This window comes from Leucobacter sp. GX24907 (assembly GCF_053567335.1).
Map to the genome: position 1 here is coordinate 353,901 of NZ_JBSGPD010000003.1, position 16,482 is coordinate 370,382.

General features: G+C 66.3%; 15 protein-coding genes. 13 read left to right on the plus strand and 2 right to left on the minus strand.

Annotated features, from left to right (window positions below; all coding sequences use genetic code 11):
• The first annotated feature begins 15 nt into the window (after positions 1-15).
• The 3 genes from ACUYV6_RS06735 (at position 16) to ACUYV6_RS06745 (ending at position 3,481) form a co-directional block, all read left to right on the plus strand.
• A complete protein-coding gene (locus ACUYV6_RS06735) occupies positions 16-1,146 on the plus strand; it encodes an enoyl-CoA hydratase/isomerase family protein (RefSeq protein ID WP_449277883.1) in 1,131 nt (376 codons plus the stop codon).
• A gap of 204 nt (positions 1,147-1,350) precedes the next feature.
• Positions 1,351-2,508 (plus strand): peroxidase-related enzyme, encoded by a 1,158-nt coding sequence (locus ACUYV6_RS06740; protein WP_449277884.1) that lies wholly within the window; start codon positions 1,351-1,353, stop codon positions 2,506-2,508.
• Positions 2,509-2,536: 28 nt separating this feature from the next.
• The gene (locus tag ACUYV6_RS06745) at positions 2,537-3,481 is read left to right on the plus strand and encodes a DNA-methyltransferase (RefSeq protein ID WP_449277885.1); all 945 of its coding nucleotides are present in this window, start codon (positions 2,537-2,539) and stop codon (positions 3,479-3,481) included.
• Positions 3,482-3,494: 13 nt separating this feature from the next.
• Here ACUYV6_RS06745 and pdxS read toward each other — a convergent pair whose 3' ends face one another.
• A complete protein-coding gene (gene pdxS / locus ACUYV6_RS06750; protein WP_449277886.1) occupies positions 3,495-4,373 on the minus strand; it encodes a pyridoxal 5'-phosphate synthase lyase subunit PdxS in 879 nt (292 codons plus the stop codon).
• Between the two features lie 97 nt (positions 4,374-4,470).
• On the opposite strand from pdxS, the gene pdxR reads away from it, so the two are divergent.
• The 9 genes from pdxR (at position 4,471) to ACUYV6_RS06795 (ending at position 14,542) form a co-directional block, all read left to right on the plus strand.
• Positions 4,471-5,970, plus strand: coding sequence for a MocR-like pyridoxine biosynthesis transcription factor PdxR (pdxR, locus tag ACUYV6_RS06755; RefSeq protein ID WP_449277887.1), 1,500 nt, complete (start codon positions 4,471-4,473; stop codon positions 5,968-5,970).
• A 153-nt stretch (positions 5,971-6,123) separates the two neighbouring features.
• Positions 6,124-7,209 carry an S-(hydroxymethyl)mycothiol dehydrogenase gene (locus tag ACUYV6_RS06760; protein ID WP_449277888.1) on the plus strand — a complete coding sequence of 362 codons (1,086 nt, stop codon included), beginning with the start codon at positions 6,124-6,126 and terminating at the stop codon, positions 7,207-7,209.
• Between the two features lie 5 nt (positions 7,210-7,214).
• Positions 7,215-7,844 (plus strand): MBL fold metallo-hydrolase, encoded by a 630-nt coding sequence (locus ACUYV6_RS06765; RefSeq protein ID WP_449277889.1) that lies wholly within the window; start codon positions 7,215-7,217, stop codon positions 7,842-7,844.
• A gap of 210 nt (positions 7,845-8,054) precedes the next feature.
• The gene (locus ACUYV6_RS06770) at positions 8,055-9,467 is read left to right on the plus strand and encodes an L-lactate permease (protein WP_449277890.1); all 1,413 of its coding nucleotides are present in this window, start codon (positions 8,055-8,057) and stop codon (positions 9,465-9,467) included.
• Positions 9,468-9,476: 9 nt separating this feature from the next.
• Positions 9,477-10,169 carry a metal-dependent transcriptional regulator gene (locus ACUYV6_RS06775; protein WP_449277891.1) on the plus strand — a complete coding sequence of 231 codons (693 nt, stop codon included), beginning with the start codon at positions 9,477-9,479 and terminating at the stop codon, positions 10,167-10,169.
• Between the two features lie 212 nt (positions 10,170-10,381).
• Positions 10,382-11,023, plus strand: coding sequence for an asparagine synthase (locus ACUYV6_RS06780; RefSeq protein WP_449277892.1), 642 nt, complete (start codon positions 10,382-10,384; stop codon positions 11,021-11,023).
• The gene (locus ACUYV6_RS06785; RefSeq protein WP_449277893.1) at positions 11,016-12,350 is read left to right on the plus strand and encodes an MFS transporter; all 1,335 of its coding nucleotides are present in this window, start codon (positions 11,016-11,018) and stop codon (positions 12,348-12,350) included. The genes ACUYV6_RS06780 and ACUYV6_RS06785 overlap by 8 nt, the downstream gene beginning before the upstream one ends.
• Positions 12,347-12,967 carry a hypothetical protein gene (locus ACUYV6_RS06790; protein ID WP_449277894.1) on the plus strand — a complete coding sequence of 207 codons (621 nt, stop codon included), beginning with the start codon at positions 12,347-12,349 and terminating at the stop codon, positions 12,965-12,967. The genes ACUYV6_RS06785 and ACUYV6_RS06790 overlap by 4 nt, the downstream gene beginning before the upstream one ends.
• Before the next feature lie 114 nt (positions 12,968-13,081).
• Complete coding sequence (locus ACUYV6_RS06795; protein ID WP_449277895.1) at positions 13,082-14,542, plus strand: DHA2 family efflux MFS transporter permease subunit; 1,461 nt, start codon at positions 13,082-13,084, stop codon at positions 14,540-14,542.
• 132 nt (positions 14,543-14,674) lie between these two features.
• Here the strand turns inward: ACUYV6_RS06795 and ACUYV6_RS06800 are convergent, their stop codons facing one another.
• On the minus strand, positions 14,675-14,908 hold the full coding sequence (locus ACUYV6_RS06800; protein ID WP_449277896.1) for a hypothetical protein: 234 nt from the start codon (positions 14,906-14,908) through the stop codon (positions 14,675-14,677).
• A gap of 71 nt (positions 14,909-14,979) precedes the next feature.
• Here ACUYV6_RS06800 and ACUYV6_RS06805 point away from each other — a divergent pair, with 71 nt between their 5' ends.
• A complete protein-coding gene (locus ACUYV6_RS06805) occupies positions 14,980-16,482 on the plus strand; it encodes a purine-cytosine permease family protein (protein WP_449277897.1) in 1,503 nt (500 codons plus the stop codon).

The following is a 16,482-nucleotide window of genomic DNA, read 5'->3' on the forward strand; positions in this document are numbered from 1 at the left end:
ATTCGAGGAGGAGCTGTGACCGAACCGACCCCGGGCCTCGTCGTGGAGGGCGCTGAGCGGAGCGGCGCGCAGAGCGTCGCAGGCGGTACCGAGCCGAGTGTGCTGGTGCGACGCGACGGTTCGATACTGCGCATCACCCTGAACCGGCCCCGGGCGATCAACGCATTCAACCGGGAGATGGCCGAGATCGTCGACCGGGTCGTCGCAGGTGTGGACCCTGCAGAGTGCTCGGCGATTCTGCTCGACGGGGCTGGGGAGCGCGGTTTCTGCGGTGGTGGCGACATCAAGGCGATGGCCGCCGGATCGGTCGAGGACGCAGTCGGGTTTCTGCGTCAGGAGTACGCTGCGGATTACCGCGTCGCCACCGCGCCGGTGCCGGTTGTCGGCATCATGGACGGCATCACGATGGGCGGTGGGATCGGCCTCACCGGGCACGCGTCGGTTCGCGTCGTCACTGAGCGCAGCCGCCTCGCGATGCCGGAAACGCGCATCGGCATCGTGCCCGACGTCGGCGGACACCTGCTGCTCGCCCGAGCCTCCGGCCGCTTGGGTGAGCTCCTGGCTGTCACGTCTGGCAGCATGCTGGCGGGCGACGCAGTCGCGCTCGGTTTCGCAGACCACTTCATCCCGTCGGAACGGCTCCCGCAGCTTGCTGCAGCGCTCGCCGCAGGGCGCCCCGCGCAGGAGGTTGCGGAGGAGCTCTCTGAAACGCCTCCCGAGCCGGAGCTGCTCGCTGACCGGGAATGGTTCGACGCGATTGCCGAAGGGGCGCTGGGGGATCCGCATCCCTCTGCTTACGCAGACCCGGTCGGCGCGGCTCAGCGTCTGGTCGGCGCGGTCGAAGCTGCGTCCCGTCAGCCTGGAGCGTCCCCGCGCGTCGTCGAGGTTGCCGCGACGCTGCGCGCCGTCTGCCCGACCTCGGTGGCTGTGACACTGGCTCAGATCGATCGGACGCGGCGGGAAGGGCTCGACCTCGCTGCAGTACTCGACGACGACCTCCGCGTGGTCGGGCGCCTGGTGGCGAGGCCTGATTTCATCGAAGGCGTCCGGGCGCAGGTCATCGATAAGGATGGCAAGCCTGTGTGGCAGCCGCAGCGGGTTGAGGACCTGGTGGCCGAGGACGTCGCGGCCCTGCTGGCTCGGTAAGCAAGCGAGACGGTGGCCTGACGCGCGAGAACTGGCCTGACGCCGGCCTGACGCACGAAACCGTGGCGTGAAAGATCACGATCAGCGCATTCGTCTCATATTCCCGGCACGCCCCCTGTTGCTTCGGAGCTTTCTCCCATACGTTCGAAGTAAGCGGGGCAGCGACGGCCCGCTTCTTGAGCAGCTACAGCGGAGGAGTGCATCATGTCGACGGAAGCCGCCAACCTGACCGAAGTCCTGGCGTTGCCAGCAGATGCGGAACGTGTCCGCTCCTCTCGCCCCGAGGTCGTTGCCCACCTCGATGAGGCGTACCAGGCGCTGTATCTCACGGAGCAGGTGCTGCCCACTCCGGTGCTCCACGCGATCGCCGCAATCGTTGCGCGCCATCAGCGTAATGCCGCGCTCATGCAGCATCATTCCGCGCTCGCAGATGCGTCCCTCATCGGCGAGGATCTGCCGAGCGATCCGAAGCTGCGCGCACTCCTTCAGCACGTCGACCTCATCACTCTGTCGCCGGCCCTGGTGACCCATGAGGACCAAGCAGCGCTTGATGTCGCGGGGGTCACGCCCGACGAGATCGTTCTCGCGAGCCAGGTTGTGGCGTTCACGAGCACTGCGGTACGTGTGCAGCACGCGTTCGCGCTCATCGGTGGGCGTACCCCGCGCCGGGTCGACCCCTTCGTGCGGCGCACCGTCGCGCACGGCCGTGCGCGCGATCTCCAGGCACGCACGGTGCGCGGCAGCCGGCATCCGGAGCGGTTCTCGCGTGAACCACTGGACTGGGAGCCCTGGGTGCCCGTGCCGAGCGAGGAGGAGCTGACGGTCGAGCAGCGTGAGACCCTCGGCTCGAAGGCGAGCGCGGAGTATTCGCGCCTGCTCGCACGCGTCCCAGCGATCCTCCAGGCCCGCTCAGCGCTCGACGACGCCGTGTTCCGAGGGCGCGGAGGGCTTCCGCGCGGCGAGCGCGAGCTCGCGGCGACCGTGACGAGCAAGGTGAACGACTGCGTGTACTGCGCCTCGGTGCATGCGAGTAAGGCCGAGTTCCAGACGAAGCGCACCGACGATATCGACCGCGTGCTCGCCGTGACCCTGCAGCGCGATGCGGACTGGGTCGCCCGCGATGTCGAACGGCTCGCCGACGGACAGGACGACCGTTGGACGGCGCTGATTCGTTTCGCGGCGCACCTTTCCGAGTTGGTGCCGACCGCCGATGAGTTCGACGTCAAGCGGCTCGTCGAGCAGGGATTGCGGCTCGAGGAGATCGCGGATGCGGCACTCGCGACTGCCTTCTTCTCGTGGGCGAACCGGCTCATGCTGAGCCTGGGCGAGGCGGCGATTCCCGGCACCGCTCCGTTGCGCTGAGCGGGCGAAGTCCCCGTACCATCGAGGAGTGGACACAGCAGGATCCCCGGTCGAGGCCCGCCCGTCACGCGTACTGTGGCGGACGGACGGACCGAGCACGGTGCTCGGTGGCGACAATCTGCCGATCCTGCGCGGGCTTCCGGCGGAATCCTTTCGCGTGGCCTACCTGGATCCGCCGTTCAACACGGGTCGCAGCCGACAGGCCGAGCGCGTCCGCGGTATTCCGCTCGCGGAGGGCGGCAATCGTCTGGGGTTTCGAGGTCGCGGCTACGCCGTGACGCGAACGATGACGCTTGCCTACGATGATCGCTTCGGCGACTATTGGGCGTTTCTCGAGCCCCGTCTCGAAGAGGTCTGGCGACTCCTCGCTCGCGACGGAACGCTGTATCTGCACCTCGACTATCGCGAGGTGCACTACGCCAAAGTGCTGCTCGACGCGCTCTTCGGCCCCGAATGCTTCATCAACGAGATCATCTGGGCCTACGACTTCGGCGGTCGAACGCGGCGCAAGTGGCCCGCGAAGCATCAGAACATCCTGGTGTACGCGAAGGATCCCGATCACTATCTCTTCGAGGCAGACGGGGTGGATCGCGAGCCGTACATGGCACCCGGCCTGGTCACGGCCGAGAAGGCCGAGCTCGGCAAGCTTCCGACCGACACCTGGTGGCACACGATCGTCTCGCCGACCGGCCGGGAACGCACCGACTACCCGACGCAGAAGCCCGTAGGCATCGTGCGACGTATGCTGCAGGCCTCGTCGCGCCCAGGGGACTGGGTGCTCGACCCCTTCGCCGGCAGCGGTACGGCCGGTGCCGCCGCCGCCGAGCTCGGGCGAAGGTTCCTGCTCATCGATGATAATCCGGCCGCGCTCGAGGTGATGCGGGGGCGGCTCGCTGGGTCCGCGGCACTTTTCGCGGAGGTTGAGACGGCGGAGGCTGAGTCAGCGGGGATCGAGCCAACCGGGATCGAGTGACACGAGCCGATGCTCACCAGCCGCGTTCGGCGAGGCGATGGGCTGCCGGCAGCTCGGCGACGGTGATGCCGACCATGGCCTCGCTAAGACCACGTGAGGCCTCGGCGATTGCGAGCGGATCTTCGAACTGCGCAGTGGCACGTACGACGGCGGCTGCGCGTGCGACGGGGTCGCCGGATTTGAAGATGCCGGATCCGACGAAGACACCGTGGGCGCCCAGTCGCATCATGAGCGCGGCGTCCGCGGGTGTCGCGACGCCGCCGGCGGTGAACAACGGGACCGGGAGAGTCCCGGTTTCGGCAACCTGCCGGACGAGGTCGTATGGGGCCTGCAGTTCCTTCGCTACGACGTACAGCTCATCCGCGTCGAGCGCGGTGAGGCGTGCGATCTCACCGCGGATCGTGCGGATGTGCTTCGTGGCCTCCGAGACATCGCCGGTGCCGGCCTCGCCCTTCGACCGGATCATGGCTGCACCCTCGACGATGCGGCGCAGGGCCTCGCCCAGGTTGGTCGCGCCACAGACGAAGGGGATTGAGAACTGGTGCTTGTCGATATGGTTCGCGTAGTCGGCGGGGGAGAGCACCTCGCTCTCGTCGACCCAGTCGATACCGAGCGCTTCAAGCACTTGCGCCTCGACGAAGTGGCCGATCCGGGCTTTCGCCATGACGGGAACGGATACCGCGGCACGGATGCCATCGATGAGATCAGGATCACTCATTCGAGCGATTCCGCCCTGGGCTCGGATATCGGCGGGAACGCGTTCAAGCGCCATGACCGCGACGGCTCCGGCATCTTCGGCGATGCGCGCCTGTTCAGGGGTGACGACGTCCATGATGACGCCGCCTCGCAGCTTCAGGGCGGGATCCGCGGTAGGAGTAGTGATATTCGACATGGCCTCCACTGTGGCGAATCGCAATGGTCTCCGACAAGCTCCACTTCTGACGTGTTGCAATAGACCAATATCGTGATCTGATGCCAGACTAGAACGTATGAGTTCAGGCAACCGCGGTGCGGCAGAGATTCCATTGCATCTCGACCGGTCAGCCGATGCACCGCTTCCGGTACAGCTGGCCGCGGCGTTGCGTGAGGCAATCGATGCGGATACGCTCCGCCCAGGCGAAGGGGTGCCTGCGACGCGCGAATTGGCGCGAAGACTGGGTGTCGCTCGCGGCGTCGTCGTCGCGGCATACGAACAGTTGGCAGCCGAGGGGTACCTGAGTGCCGGGCAGGGGCGCGGTACCACGGTCAACCCGGCGCTTTCGGCTGTGTCTGTGCAGCCAGCAGAAACTGTGCGCCCCGCCGAACCTCTGCCCACGGCCGCGCTCACACCTGCGAGCGGGGCCGAAGGGGAGAAGCACGGTGAAACCAGCGCGACCCCGACTCGTTCCGCCCCGGTGGATCGGGGCACGCTCGCTCCGGGCGCGCCGCTGACCGATGCATCCGAACGGTCGGGCTGGCGCGCGGCCTGGCGTGCAGCGGCCACCCGTGCCGATAGCCGGGCGCCCTACCTCGGGGAACCGGGGTTGCGCGATGAGATCGCCGATCATCTCCGACGCATGCGCGGGGCACGGCGGTCTGCTGCCGATGTCATCGTGACCGCCGGCGCCCGGGAGGGACTCGGCCTTCTCTTGACCGCTCTCGGATCGACGCGCGGCAGGCAGCTCGTCGTCGGTGTGGAGGATCCCGGGTATCCGTCCCTCCGCGGCGTCGCAGCAAGACACGGGGCAAGTATCGTGGCCCTTCCGGTCGACCTCGACGGACTGCGCACGGAATTGCTTCCGCGCGGTGTGCTCGACGCAGTCATTGTCACACCGAGTCACCAGTATCCGCTCGGAGGATCGCTTCCGCTCTCGCGCAGACGAGAGCTGCTGCAGTGGGCGCGAGGCACCGGGGTCGTGATCGTCGAGGACGACTACGACTCCGAATTGCGCCACGCGGGGAGTCCACTGCCCGCGCTGGCAGCGCTCGATGATCCGGAGCACGGGGTCGTGGTGACGCTCGGGACATTCTCCAGCACCGTGACCCCGGCGCTCGCCGCAGGGTTCCTGGTTGCTCCTGCCGGGCTTCGCGCACTGATCGAACCGGTGCGGCGCGACCTCGGCTCGCCGGTATCCGGTGTGGTGCAGATCGCCCTTCGGGAGTATCTCGCGAGTGGCGAGCTGCGACGCAATATCGCCCGAATGCGTCGGCTCTACACGGCCAGACGCGACCGATTGTCGGATCGGCTCGCCGGACTGCCGGGCGTGCGGCTGCGCCCGATGAGCGGAGGCCTCCACGCCGTCATCGAACTCGACGACGCCGTGCAGGAGCGATGCGTCGTCGCCCAGTGCGAACGTGCGGGGCTGGGAGCCGCTCCGCTCGGCCGCTACTGGCAGGGACGGCGTTCAGGGGCGGCCGGTACCGGCATTGTGATCGGCATGGGGGGACCCGACGCAGACGCCTTTGAGCGTGCGGTGGAGCGACTTCGGGGGATCCTCAGCGAGACCTGAGCTGCCTGAGCTCACGCGCGTGCCTCGCGCAGACACGCGCGAGGCACATATGTGATCACATCAGTTCGCGCCGGGCGCGCTGCGCCGATAGTCTGGTGCGTGGACGGCGCGGTCATCTGGAGCGGCCGTCTCACCACGTTTGAGAGGAGCCCCATGCCCTACGAAGTGCAGGGTGTCGTTGTGCGCGAGAAGGGCGCACCGGCAACCATTGAGACCATCGTCGTGCCCGACCCGGGCCCGGGCGAGGTCGTCGTCGACGTTATCTCGTGCGGTGTCTGCCACACCGACTACCACTACCAGCAGGGCGGAATCAGCGACGAGTTCCCCTTCCTGCTCGGCCACGAGTCGACCGCCCGTGTCGCAGTCGTGGGTGAGGGTGTCACCGAGGTTGCTGTCGGCGACCGTGTGATCCTGAACTGGCGCGCCGTTTGCGGTCAGTGCCGCGCGTGCCAGAAGGGGCAGGCTCAGTACTGCTTCGCCACGCACAACGCCAAGCAGAAGATGACGCTGCAAGACGGCACCGAGCTCTCGGCGGCGCTCGGCATTGGTTCGTTCGCGGAGAAGACGCTGGTCGCTGCGGGCCAGTGCACCAAGATCGACGAGGACTCCGACGCGGCAGCTGTCGGCCTGCTCGGCTGCGGCATCATGGCCGGTATCGGTGCGGCGATCAACACTGGTGAGATCAAGCGCGGCGAGTCCGCTGCCGTCATCGGCTGCGGTGGTGTCGGCATGGCAGCGATCGCGGGCGCACAGCTCGCCGGTGCGACCACGATCATCGCGGTCGACATCGACGACAACAAGCTTGCGAAGGCCAAGCAGTTCGGCGCGACCCACACCGTGAACTCGCGTGAGAACGATGCGGTCGAGGCGATCCGCGAGCTCACCGGCGGCAACGGTGCAGACGTCGTCATCGACGCCGTCGGCCGCCCTGAGACCTACAAGCAGGCGTTCTACGCCCGCGATCTCGCTGGCCGCGTCGTGCTCGTCGGCGTGCCGACGCCGGAGATGCAGCTCGAGCTCCCGCTGCTCGACGTCTTCGGTCGTGGAGGATCGCTGAAGTCTTCGTGGTACGGCGATTGCCTGCCGAGCCGCGACTTCCAGATGCTCATCGATCAGTACAAGCTGGGTCGCCTCGACCTCGACGGCTTCGTCACCGAGCGCATCGGTCTCGGCGACGTCGAAGAGGCGTTCGGCAAGATGGCTGGCGGCAACGTGCTCCGCTCGGTTGTGGAGCTCTGAGCGTCATGAGCGCAGCAAAGATCGAGCGCCTGATCACGACCGGTACGTTCTCCCTCGACGGGGGCACCTGGGAGGTCGACAACAACGTCTGGATCGTCGGCGACGATTCCGAGGTCATTGTCATCGACCCCGCCCACAACCCGGAGGCCATTGCCGAAGCCGTAGGCGAGCGCAACGTCAGCGGCATTCTCCTCACGCACGGGCACGACGACCACGTGCGTGCGGCAGTCGAGACGGCGAAGCTGCTCGACGCCGAGCTCTACCTGAACCCCGAAGACCGCGTGCTGTGGGACATGGTCCACGACACCGCGCCGGACTTCGAGATCAAGGATGGCGACACGTTCAATGTCGCCGGTGTTGAGCTCGTCGCGCTGCACACGCCGGGCCACTCGCCCGGGTCGACGTGCTTCTACGCCTCCTCTCTCGGCGCGCTGTTCTCGGGTGACACGCTGTTCAACGGCGGCCCGGGTGCGACCGGTCGCTCGTACAGCGACTTCCCGACCATCGTCGAGTCGATCCGGGAGCGCCTGCTGACGCTGCCCGAGGAGACGACCGTGCACACCGGTCACGGCGACACGACGAAGATCGGCGACGAGAAGCCGCACCTTCAGGAGTGGATCGACCGGGGCCACTAGGCCGGAAGCGAAGCTTTCGGCCTCATGGCCCGTGCCGCCCACGGCGGGATCCTACGGAGCGAAGCGAGGGGTGGGCCACTAGGCCGGAAGCACTCCTCTGGGGAGCCCAGAGATCGGCGCGCGTCTCGGAACACACCTCAGTGTTTCCGAGACGGGCGCCGATTCTTTTGCGCATTCGAGGCCGGCGAGGGATGTCTATAGGGAGGCGATATGCTCAGCCTGATCGCAGCCATCCCGGTGGTCGTCGTGCTGGGCGCACTCGTGCTCGGACAGTCGTCGATTCGAGCGGCGATCCTGGGTGTCGCTGCGGTGGCAGTGCTGATACCCCTGTATTTTCCGGTTGCGCCCGGGGAGCTGCTCGGGATGGCCGGCATCTGGACGCCGGTCGTGCTCGAGGTGCTGCTGATCATTGCGGGCGGTGTCGCGTTTGCCGAGGTCGGGAAGCACAGCGGGTCGCAGCGGGCCGTCTCTGATTGGCTCCGTGGCGCGCTCGGCACTGGGGTCGCACCCGTGCTCGCGATCGTGCACGGGGTGACGCCTCTCGCGGAGTCGTTGACGGGATTCGGGATCGGCACGGTGCTTGCCATTCCTCTGCTCGTCGCGCTTGGGCTTTCCGGTCGCCGGGCGGCCGGCGTGGGACTGCTCGGGCTCTGCGCAGTGCCGTGGGGATCGATGGGGCCGGGCACGCTGATCGCTGCCGAGCTGAGCGATGTCGGGTTCGATGAGCTCGGGGTGCTGACCGCGGTGATGAACCTGCCCGTGCTGCTCGGAGTCGGGATCGCCGCCGTGGTGCTCACCGCGCCGCGGGGCGAGCGGATGCGTGGCCTGCTCGGCGCTGGAGCATCTGGTGCCGTGCTCTGGGGCGCAGTCCTCGCTACGAATATGCTCGTCGGCACGGCGCCCGCGGGCGCGGTAGGCGGTCTCCTGACCCTGCTCGGGCATTTGCTCGTCGCGCGGATGCGAGGCAGGCGCGCTCCGCATCTTGCACCGTTGCGGAGACACCTCACCGGGTACGCGGTGCTGCTGCTCGGCGTTGTGGTAGCCGCGACGGTGGTCCGGATGCTCGGGGTGCAGGAGACAGGTCTTCGATACGTCGCATCGCCCGCGCTCTGGCTCCTCATCGCAACCGCTGTGGCAGCTCTCATCGCCGGCGGGGCTCCCGTCGAGGCGTTCCGCAGTGCATGGGGTATTTGGCTCGGGTCTGCCCCGGCGACAGGGCTCTTCATCGTGCTCGGCGCGTGCATGGCGGTGTCTGGCATGTCCGCGACACTCGCAGCGGGCGTGGCGGGCATCGGCGAACCGTACCTGGCTCTGCTGCCCTTCGTGGCCGGCATCGGTGGCTTCTTGACCGGTTCGACGAGTGGGGCAAACGCCATGCTCGCTGCTCCACAGGCTGAGGCGGCACTCGCACTCGGCGCATCGCTGCCCCTCGCGATGGCGGTGCACAACGTGGCCGCAGCGGCGACGATGATGGCGTCGCCCGCGAGAGTTGAGCTGGCCGTGCGTCTCGCAGGGGAGCCGAAGCGGGCGACCCGGCGCACCGTACAGCGCGACATCGCGCTCACCGATATCGCGATCCTCATCGTGCTTGCCGCGACCTATGCGCTCATCGCGACCCGGTAGCCTGGGAGGGTGAGCGTCGATGATCTCTCCCCGAGCACCCAGAATTACCTCAAGGTGATCTGGGGCCTGCAGGAGTGGTCGGACGACCCCGTCTCGAACTCCGCGATCGCGGAGGCCGCAGGTGTGCGCCTCTCCACGGTGTCGGATGCGTTGCGTAAGCTCCACAGCCAAGGCCTCATCGACCACGTCCGCTACGGCAGCGTGACGCTGACGGAAACGGGGCGCGAGAATGCGGTAGCCATGATCCGCCGGCACCGCCTGCTCGAGACTTTTCTCGTACAGCAGCTCGGGTACGAATGGGACGAGGTGCACGAGGAGGCCGACCGTCTCGAGCATGCGGTCTCTGACGAGCTCATGGACCGTATCGACCGGATGCTCGGGTACCCGACGCGCGACCCGCACGGCGACCCCATCCCGCGCTCCGATGGTCGTGTGCACCGCCCCGACGCGGTCGTGTTGTTGGACGCGCTTGTGGGGTCGCGCGTGCGCATCGAACGCATTTCGGACTCTGACAACGAGATGCTGCAGTATTTCGCAAGCCGTGGCCTGGTCGTCGATGCGCTCCTCGAGGTGCTGCCCGGTGAACCCTATGCCGAGACGGTGACGGTGCGGATCGGCGACCGCGACGATGTCGAGGAGCACGCCGAGATCGTGAGCCTGGGGGCTGCCGCTGCGAGTGCGATCTGGGCCTCGGCGGTCTGAGCGCACCTGCTGCGCTGGGTGCGCGGCAGGTGCAGGGTGAACTTCAAGCCGATGACGCAGCCTACGGTGTCGGCGAGGAAGAGCACCCCGGATCAGCGAGGCGCCCGCGAGTGGGTCACAGCGCGCTGAACACGTTTCGTCACGGAGTTGATCGGGAACCGAGATCGTAGGAGATAATTGATACCGGTGGCAATTGCGGCGAAAGGAGCCTCGTGAGCTGGTGGTCGAAGCGGCGCAGACGCCCGCGCGGGCCCGAGTTCCTGCCGCGTCGAGAGCTCGCGCCGGTCGAAGAGATCGTCGAGCAGGGTCTGCTCGTCGCAGATGTCGCGGTGCGCATGAACGTGAAGAACGAGATCATCATGAACGCGCTCAAGCGTGGCGAGAACTACGATGCCGCGCAGATCGCCGACATGGTGCGTGAGGCGACCATTGAGCTCGCCGATGAGCGGGATCGCGACGCCGCGCACATCCAACAGGTGCGCGACGAGATCAGTGAGAAGGGCAACAGTGCCTGGAGCGAGGCAACCTTCCGCGGCGGAGACAATCGGACGCTGAAGCACCGCCAACAGGTGTACGAGGGGGTCGCTGAGAAGCTGCGCGAGCATGCATCGGACGAGAACTATGTCACCTCCACAGCCGAGCGGGCTCGCGAAGCAGCATGGTCGGAGATCGGCGATTCCCTCGCGAATCGAGCGACGCACCCCTACTACGCGGGCGGGGACAACGAGGAGTACCGCGAGGCGCGAGACGAGCGCATCCAGCAGCTGATCGAAAAGGATCTGACCGATCTCGTGCGGGAGCACGGGCCGAAGACGCCGTTGCTGAAGAAGATCCGAAGGAAAGCCGATGACTGACGCGGGTACCGCAGCCTCAGCTCAACGGAGTTCCGCAGCACCCACGACGACCATCTCGGCGAGGCAGGCGCGCAAGGTTGCGGTGGCGGCGCTCGTAGGAACGGCGATGGAATGGTACGACTACTACCTTTTCGGCCTCGCTGCGGCGCTCGTGTTCAATCGATTGTTCTTCACTGAGCTTGATCCGCGTGCGGCCTCGCTTGCGGCGTTCGCCACCTTCGGCGTCGGCTTCGTCGCGCGCCCACTCGGTGCCATGCTGTTCGGCACGATTGGCGATCGCTGGGGGCGTCGACCAGCGCTCATCTTCAGCGTCGTGCTCATTGGGGTGGCGACGGCGCTCATCGGCATGCTCCCGGATTTCGTCGCCATCGGCATCGCGGCTCCGATGCTGCTCGTTCTGCTGCGTCTGATCCAAGGCGTCGCGGTCGGCGGTGAATGGAGCGGGGCGATGACGATCGCGGTGGAACACGCGCCGCCCACGCATCGGAACCGGCTGGCGGCCTTCGTGCAGCTGTCGTCTCCGATTGCGACGCTGCTCTCGAGCGGTGCGTTTGCCGTTGTGCTGTTGCTGCCTCCGCAGACATTCGATGCGTGGGGATGGCGCCTCCCGTTCCTCGCCGCGATTCCCATGCTGCTTGTTGCGGTCATGCTGCGTCGCCGTATCGAAGAGTCGCCGGAATTCACTCGAATTCTGGAGCGAGGGAATCGTACGAGAGTCCCGCTCTGGGAGCTTGTGCGACGAGTTCCGCAGCGTCTGGGCGTCGCGATTCTGGTATCGATGCTCGGTGTGGGCGGGTTCTACTTCATGAATACCTTCATCGTGAATTTCGGTTCCGGCGAGCGCGGTTTCGAGCGAGGGTTCATGGTGAACGCGACGCTCGTCGCCGCGGTCGTGCAAGCTGGGGTGACCCTGCTCGCGGGGCGCCTCGGCGAACGATTCGGGCCTGGCCGCGTGACCATGTGGGGCGGTCTCGCGACGGTCGTCGTTGCGTTCCCGGTCTTCTGGCTGATCGATTCGCGTGAACCTGCAGCCGCAATGATTGCGGTGAGTCTCGGACTCTCTGCGGTGATTCTCGCGTTTGCGGTTGCCGGGCCGACACTCGCCCTGCTGTTTCCCACGGAACTGCGCTACTCAGGAGTGAGCCTCGGCTACAACCTTGCAGCGGTCGTCGGTGGATTTCTTCCCTTGGCGGCGCAGGCGTCGCTCGTGTGGGCTGATGGGTCCTCCTTCGGGCCTGCAGCGCTCTTCGCCCTGTTCGGGGGTGCGACCGCGATCGGCGGCGCCCTCGCGAACCGTATGCTGCGGACGAGTCCGGTGGTTGCGTGACGCGGTCGAAGATGCGGGCCGGGGTTGTCGGTGCCGTTGCAGTACTGACGCTTGTCGGGTGCGCGTCAGAACCGGAGCCGACACCGGAGGTGCTGACCGCGACGCAAGCCGGAGGCACGTATCTCGATGCCGTGTGCCCGGTCAATGATGCGTGGGGCGAGATGGATCTGGCGGTCGATAAGCTGCGCATCGCCGTGGGTCGAGGAGACACGGATTCCGCGTCGCTCGACACGCTGCTCGACGATGCGGTGGAGCATCTTCAGGGCGCGATGACCTCAGCCATCAAGATGCTTGGAAAAGATGAGCACACGTGGCCGACCGGCACACAAGACGAAGTCGAGGATGTGCGCGATGCGCTGCAGGCCGACGCTGAACAACTTGAAGAGTTCGAGAAGCTCCCGGCCGATGAGGCGGCGAGCTATGCCTGGGATCCAGGAGACGCTCCCGAGGCCGGGGCTGCGGCGCGCTCAGTGCTCGGGCTGCCTGATGACGCCATCGAAGCCTGCGCGCAGTGGGCGAAGCACGGTTCCGAGGATTCGGAGAGATCGTCGGGGCACGAACCGTCGGCGGACGATTCATCAGCGGACGAACCGTCGCCGAACGCCCCGTCTGAGTGATACGATCTAGTCTTTTGCACCGCGTGATGCGAGCATCCGCTGCGCCCGACCCGGGCCGGTGCTCGGAGCGCGCACCTCGTGAGTCTGTCGCTCCTCGGATCCTGAAGGAGTCCCATGTCAACCGCTGCGGATCTACGTGAGCAGAACTTTGGTCCCCGCGAGCAGCTCGCGGTGTGGCTGTTACTCGCATCTGCGTTCACCGTGATCTTGAACGAGACGGTCATGGGTGTTGCACTGCCTCAGCTCATGGATGCGCTCGACATTTCGGCGGCCGCGGGGCAGTGGCTGACGACTGCCTTTCTGCTCACGATGAGCATTGTTATCCCGATCACAGGCATGCTCATTCAGCGCCTGCGCACCCGCACACTGTTCATCATCGCCATGAGCTTGTTCACCCTCGGCACGCTCATTGCTGCGGTGTCACCCGGCTTCGCGCTGCTGCTGGTCGGGCGAGTGGTGCAGGCGAGCGGTACCGCCATCATGATGCCGTTGCTCATGACCACTGTGGTCACTGTGGTGCCAGATCGACGCCGTGGGCAGGTCATGGGCAGGATCGCGATCGTCATGTCGGTGGCCCCGGCACTCGGCCCGACACTCTCCGGTCTGATTCTGCAATGGCTGGTGTGGCGCTGGCTCTTCATCGTCATGCTGCCGATTGCGGCCGCGGCGCTCATCATCGGTGCGATGAAGATGCCGAACGTCGGCGTGCAGCGGAAGGTCGGCGTAGATCTGCTGTCGGTGCTGCTGTCGGTCGTCGCATTTGGTGGCATCGTCTACGGGCTCAGCGCCTTTGGCGAGGCGGCGCACGGGGAGGCGGCCGTCGCGCCGTGGCTGCCGCTCGCAGTGGGTGCGATTGCGCTGTTGTTGTTCGTGCTGCGGCAGTTGCGGCTGCAGCGGGAGGATCGCGCCTTGCTCGATCTGCGTACGTTCACGGTGCGACCGTTCTCGCTTTCGGTCGTGCTGTTTACCTTCTGCTCGATGGCACTCTTCGGAACGCTGATCTTGCTGCCGATCTATGTGCAGAACGTGCTCGGCTTCGACACCCTGCGAACCGGTTTGCTGCTGCTCCCTGGCGGTCTGCTCATGGGGCTGCTGGGCCCGTGGGTGGGGCGTCTGGTCGATGCGCGGGGCGCACGCTTCGTGCTCGTGCCAGGCACCGTGGTCACGGCAATCGGACTGTGGAGCATGGGCTTCTTCACTGATACGACGTCGATCTGGCAGGTGCTCGCGACTCACCTGGTGCTGAGCCTCGGGCTTGCGGGTACGTTCACGCCGCTCTTCTCGGTCGCGCTCGGCTCCCTGCCGCCGTTGCTTGCCTCGCACGGAAGTGCCACGATCTCGACGGTGCAACAGGTCGCGGGCGCCGCCGGCACGGCTCTGTTCGTGACAGTGATGACGCTGGTCTCGACGAATCTTGCGGGATCGCCCGAGGCCGTTGATCCGCACGCACTCGCAATGGGCACCCGTGTGTCGTTCCTCATCGGCGGTGCTGCTGCGACGGCCACTGCGGTCATCGCGTTCTTCATCCGGGAGGAAGGGCGGCGCTTCGAGGTCGGCGAGCCTGCTCAGCACTGACACGTTCTCAGCACTGACACCTTCTCAGCACTGAGTCGTACTCGGCACTGACGCGTTTTCAGTACTGGCACGGCGAAGGGCCGGGGATCACCTCGGTGACACCCCGGCCCTTCGCAAAAATGCTTCGCGCGCCTACTTCGCCTGGTCGAAGAGTCGGCCGATCAGGCTCGACAGCAACAGCACGATCGCCAGCAGTACGAGGCCGACGATGAGGATCGGAACGACCTGAACCGGTTCGCCGGCAGCCGAGAACGCGTCGGAGGGGTCGTACTTCTCGACCTCTTCAGAGGCGAATGCCGGCGCCGCGAGGAAGATCGATGCGAGAGCAACGGTCACGGCGGTGGTGATACGGGTGCGGATCTTCACGGTTGAGGCTCCTCGTGATAGTCGAGTGGGGTGCGGCTGAGAAATTCGCCGCGCACTCCCAGTATTCTGCCATGATTGAGCCGATCGGGAAGTCACCCGCCATCACCCGTCATTGGGAGGACATCGTGTCTGAGGCAGCAGTGCAGCCGCCCGCCCTCGTCGAGAGGACTGGCATCGAGATCGTTGCGGAAGCGGCGCGTACGGCGAAGCCGCGTGACCTCTTCTGGCCGTGGTTTGCGGCCAACGTATCCGTGTTCGGTATGAGCTACGGATCATTCGTGCTCGGCTTCGGGATCTCCTTCTGGCAGGCGACCGTCGTGTCGGTCATCGGAGTCGTGGTTTCGTTCCTGCTCTGCGGGCTCATCGCGATCGCTGGCAAACGCGGTTCGGCACCGACTATGGTGCTGTCACGCGCAGCCTTCGGCGTGCACGGACAGAAGGTGCCCGGCATCGTCTCCTGGCTCACGTCGATCGGTTGGGAGACCTTTCTTGCGATCATGGCGGTTCTCGCCACCGCGACGGTCATCACCCAGCTCGGGGGAGACGGCAGCAGCGTTGCGCTGCGGGTCGCGGCGACCGTGATCGTCGCCGCGCTGATCGTGGTCGCATCGGTGCTCGGCTATCACACGATCATGAAGCTGCAATCGGTATTGACGTGGGTAACGGGCGCGGTGACCGTGCTCTACATCGTGCTCGCGATCCCGCACATCGACCTCGGTGCGGTCCTCGCGATAGAGAACGGCAGTATCGGGCAGGTCGTGGGCGCCCTCGTTATGGTGATGACCGGATTCGGACTCGGGTGGATCAATATTGCTGCCGACTGGTCCAGGTACCAGAAGCGCACCGCGTCCGACGGCGCGATCGTGCTCTGGAACACCATCGGTGGATCAGTGGCACCCGCTCTGCTTGTCGTTTTCGGTCTGCTGCTCGGAGGGTCAGATCCCGCTCTCGCTGACGCGATCGCCGCTGACCCGATCGGCGCGCTCGCTGCGCTGCTGCCCATCTGGGTGCTGATCCCGTTCCTGCTCACCGCCGTGCTCGCGCTCGTCTCGGGTGCTGTGCTCGGCATCTACAGCTCGGGACTCACGCTGTTGAGTCTCGGGATCCGGATCCCGCGTCCCTCTGCGGCTGCGATCGACGGACTGATCCTGACCGCAGGCACGGTTTGGGTGGTCTTCTTTGCGACCGACTTCTTGGGTCCGTTTCAGAGCTTCCTCATCACGCTTGGTGTACCGCTCGCATCCTGGGCCGGGATCCTGATCGCCGACATTCTGCGTCGACGCAAGGATTACGACGAGCATGCGCTCTTCGATGCGAGCGGCCGGTACGGATCCTGGGATTGGATCTCCATCGGCACGATGGTCATCGCATCGATCATCGGCTGGGGATTCGTCGTGAACGGCTTCGCCGCGGACGCGCCCTGGAACAACTGGCAGGGGTACCTCCTGTTCCTGATCGGTGGGCGCGAAGGCGACTGGGCCTGGGCGAACCTCGGCGTCTTCTTCTCGCTCGTGCTCTCGTTCGCCGTGGCCTGGTTCGCGCGCGCCGAGAAGATCCGTCGACAGGAGGGCTGA

Bases quoted from the DNA above. Each gene is read 5' to 3' on its own strand.
- ACUYV6_RS06740 (WP_449277884.1), top strand. From the start codon at position 1,351: ATGTCGACGGAAGCCGCCAACCTGACCGAAGTCCTGGCGTTGCCAGCA.
- pdxS (WP_449277886.1), bottom strand. From the start codon at position 4,373: ATGTCGAATATCACTACTCCTACCGCGGATCCCGCCCTGAAGCTGCGA.
- pdxR (WP_449277887.1), top strand. From the start codon at position 4,471: ATGAGTTCAGGCAACCGCGGTGCGGCAGAGATTCCATTGCATCTCGAC.
- ACUYV6_RS06760 (WP_449277888.1), top strand. From the start codon at position 6,124: ATGCCCTACGAAGTGCAGGGTGTCGTTGTGCGCGAGAAGGGCGCACCG.
- ACUYV6_RS06765 (WP_449277889.1), top strand. From the start codon at position 7,215: ATGAGCGCAGCAAAGATCGAGCGCCTGATCACGACCGGTACGTTCTCC.
- ACUYV6_RS06770 (WP_449277890.1), top strand. From the start codon at position 8,055: ATGCTCAGCCTGATCGCAGCCATCCCGGTGGTCGTCGTGCTGGGCGCA.
- ACUYV6_RS06785 (WP_449277893.1), top strand. From the start codon at position 11,016: ATGACTGACGCGGGTACCGCAGCCTCAGCTCAACGGAGTTCCGCAGCA.
- ACUYV6_RS06795 (WP_449277895.1), top strand. From the start codon at position 13,082: ATGTCAACCGCTGCGGATCTACGTGAGCAGAACTTTGGTCCCCGCGAG.
- ACUYV6_RS06805 (WP_449277897.1), top strand. From the start codon at position 14,980: ATGATTGAGCCGATCGGGAAGTCACCCGCCATCACCCGTCATTGGGAG.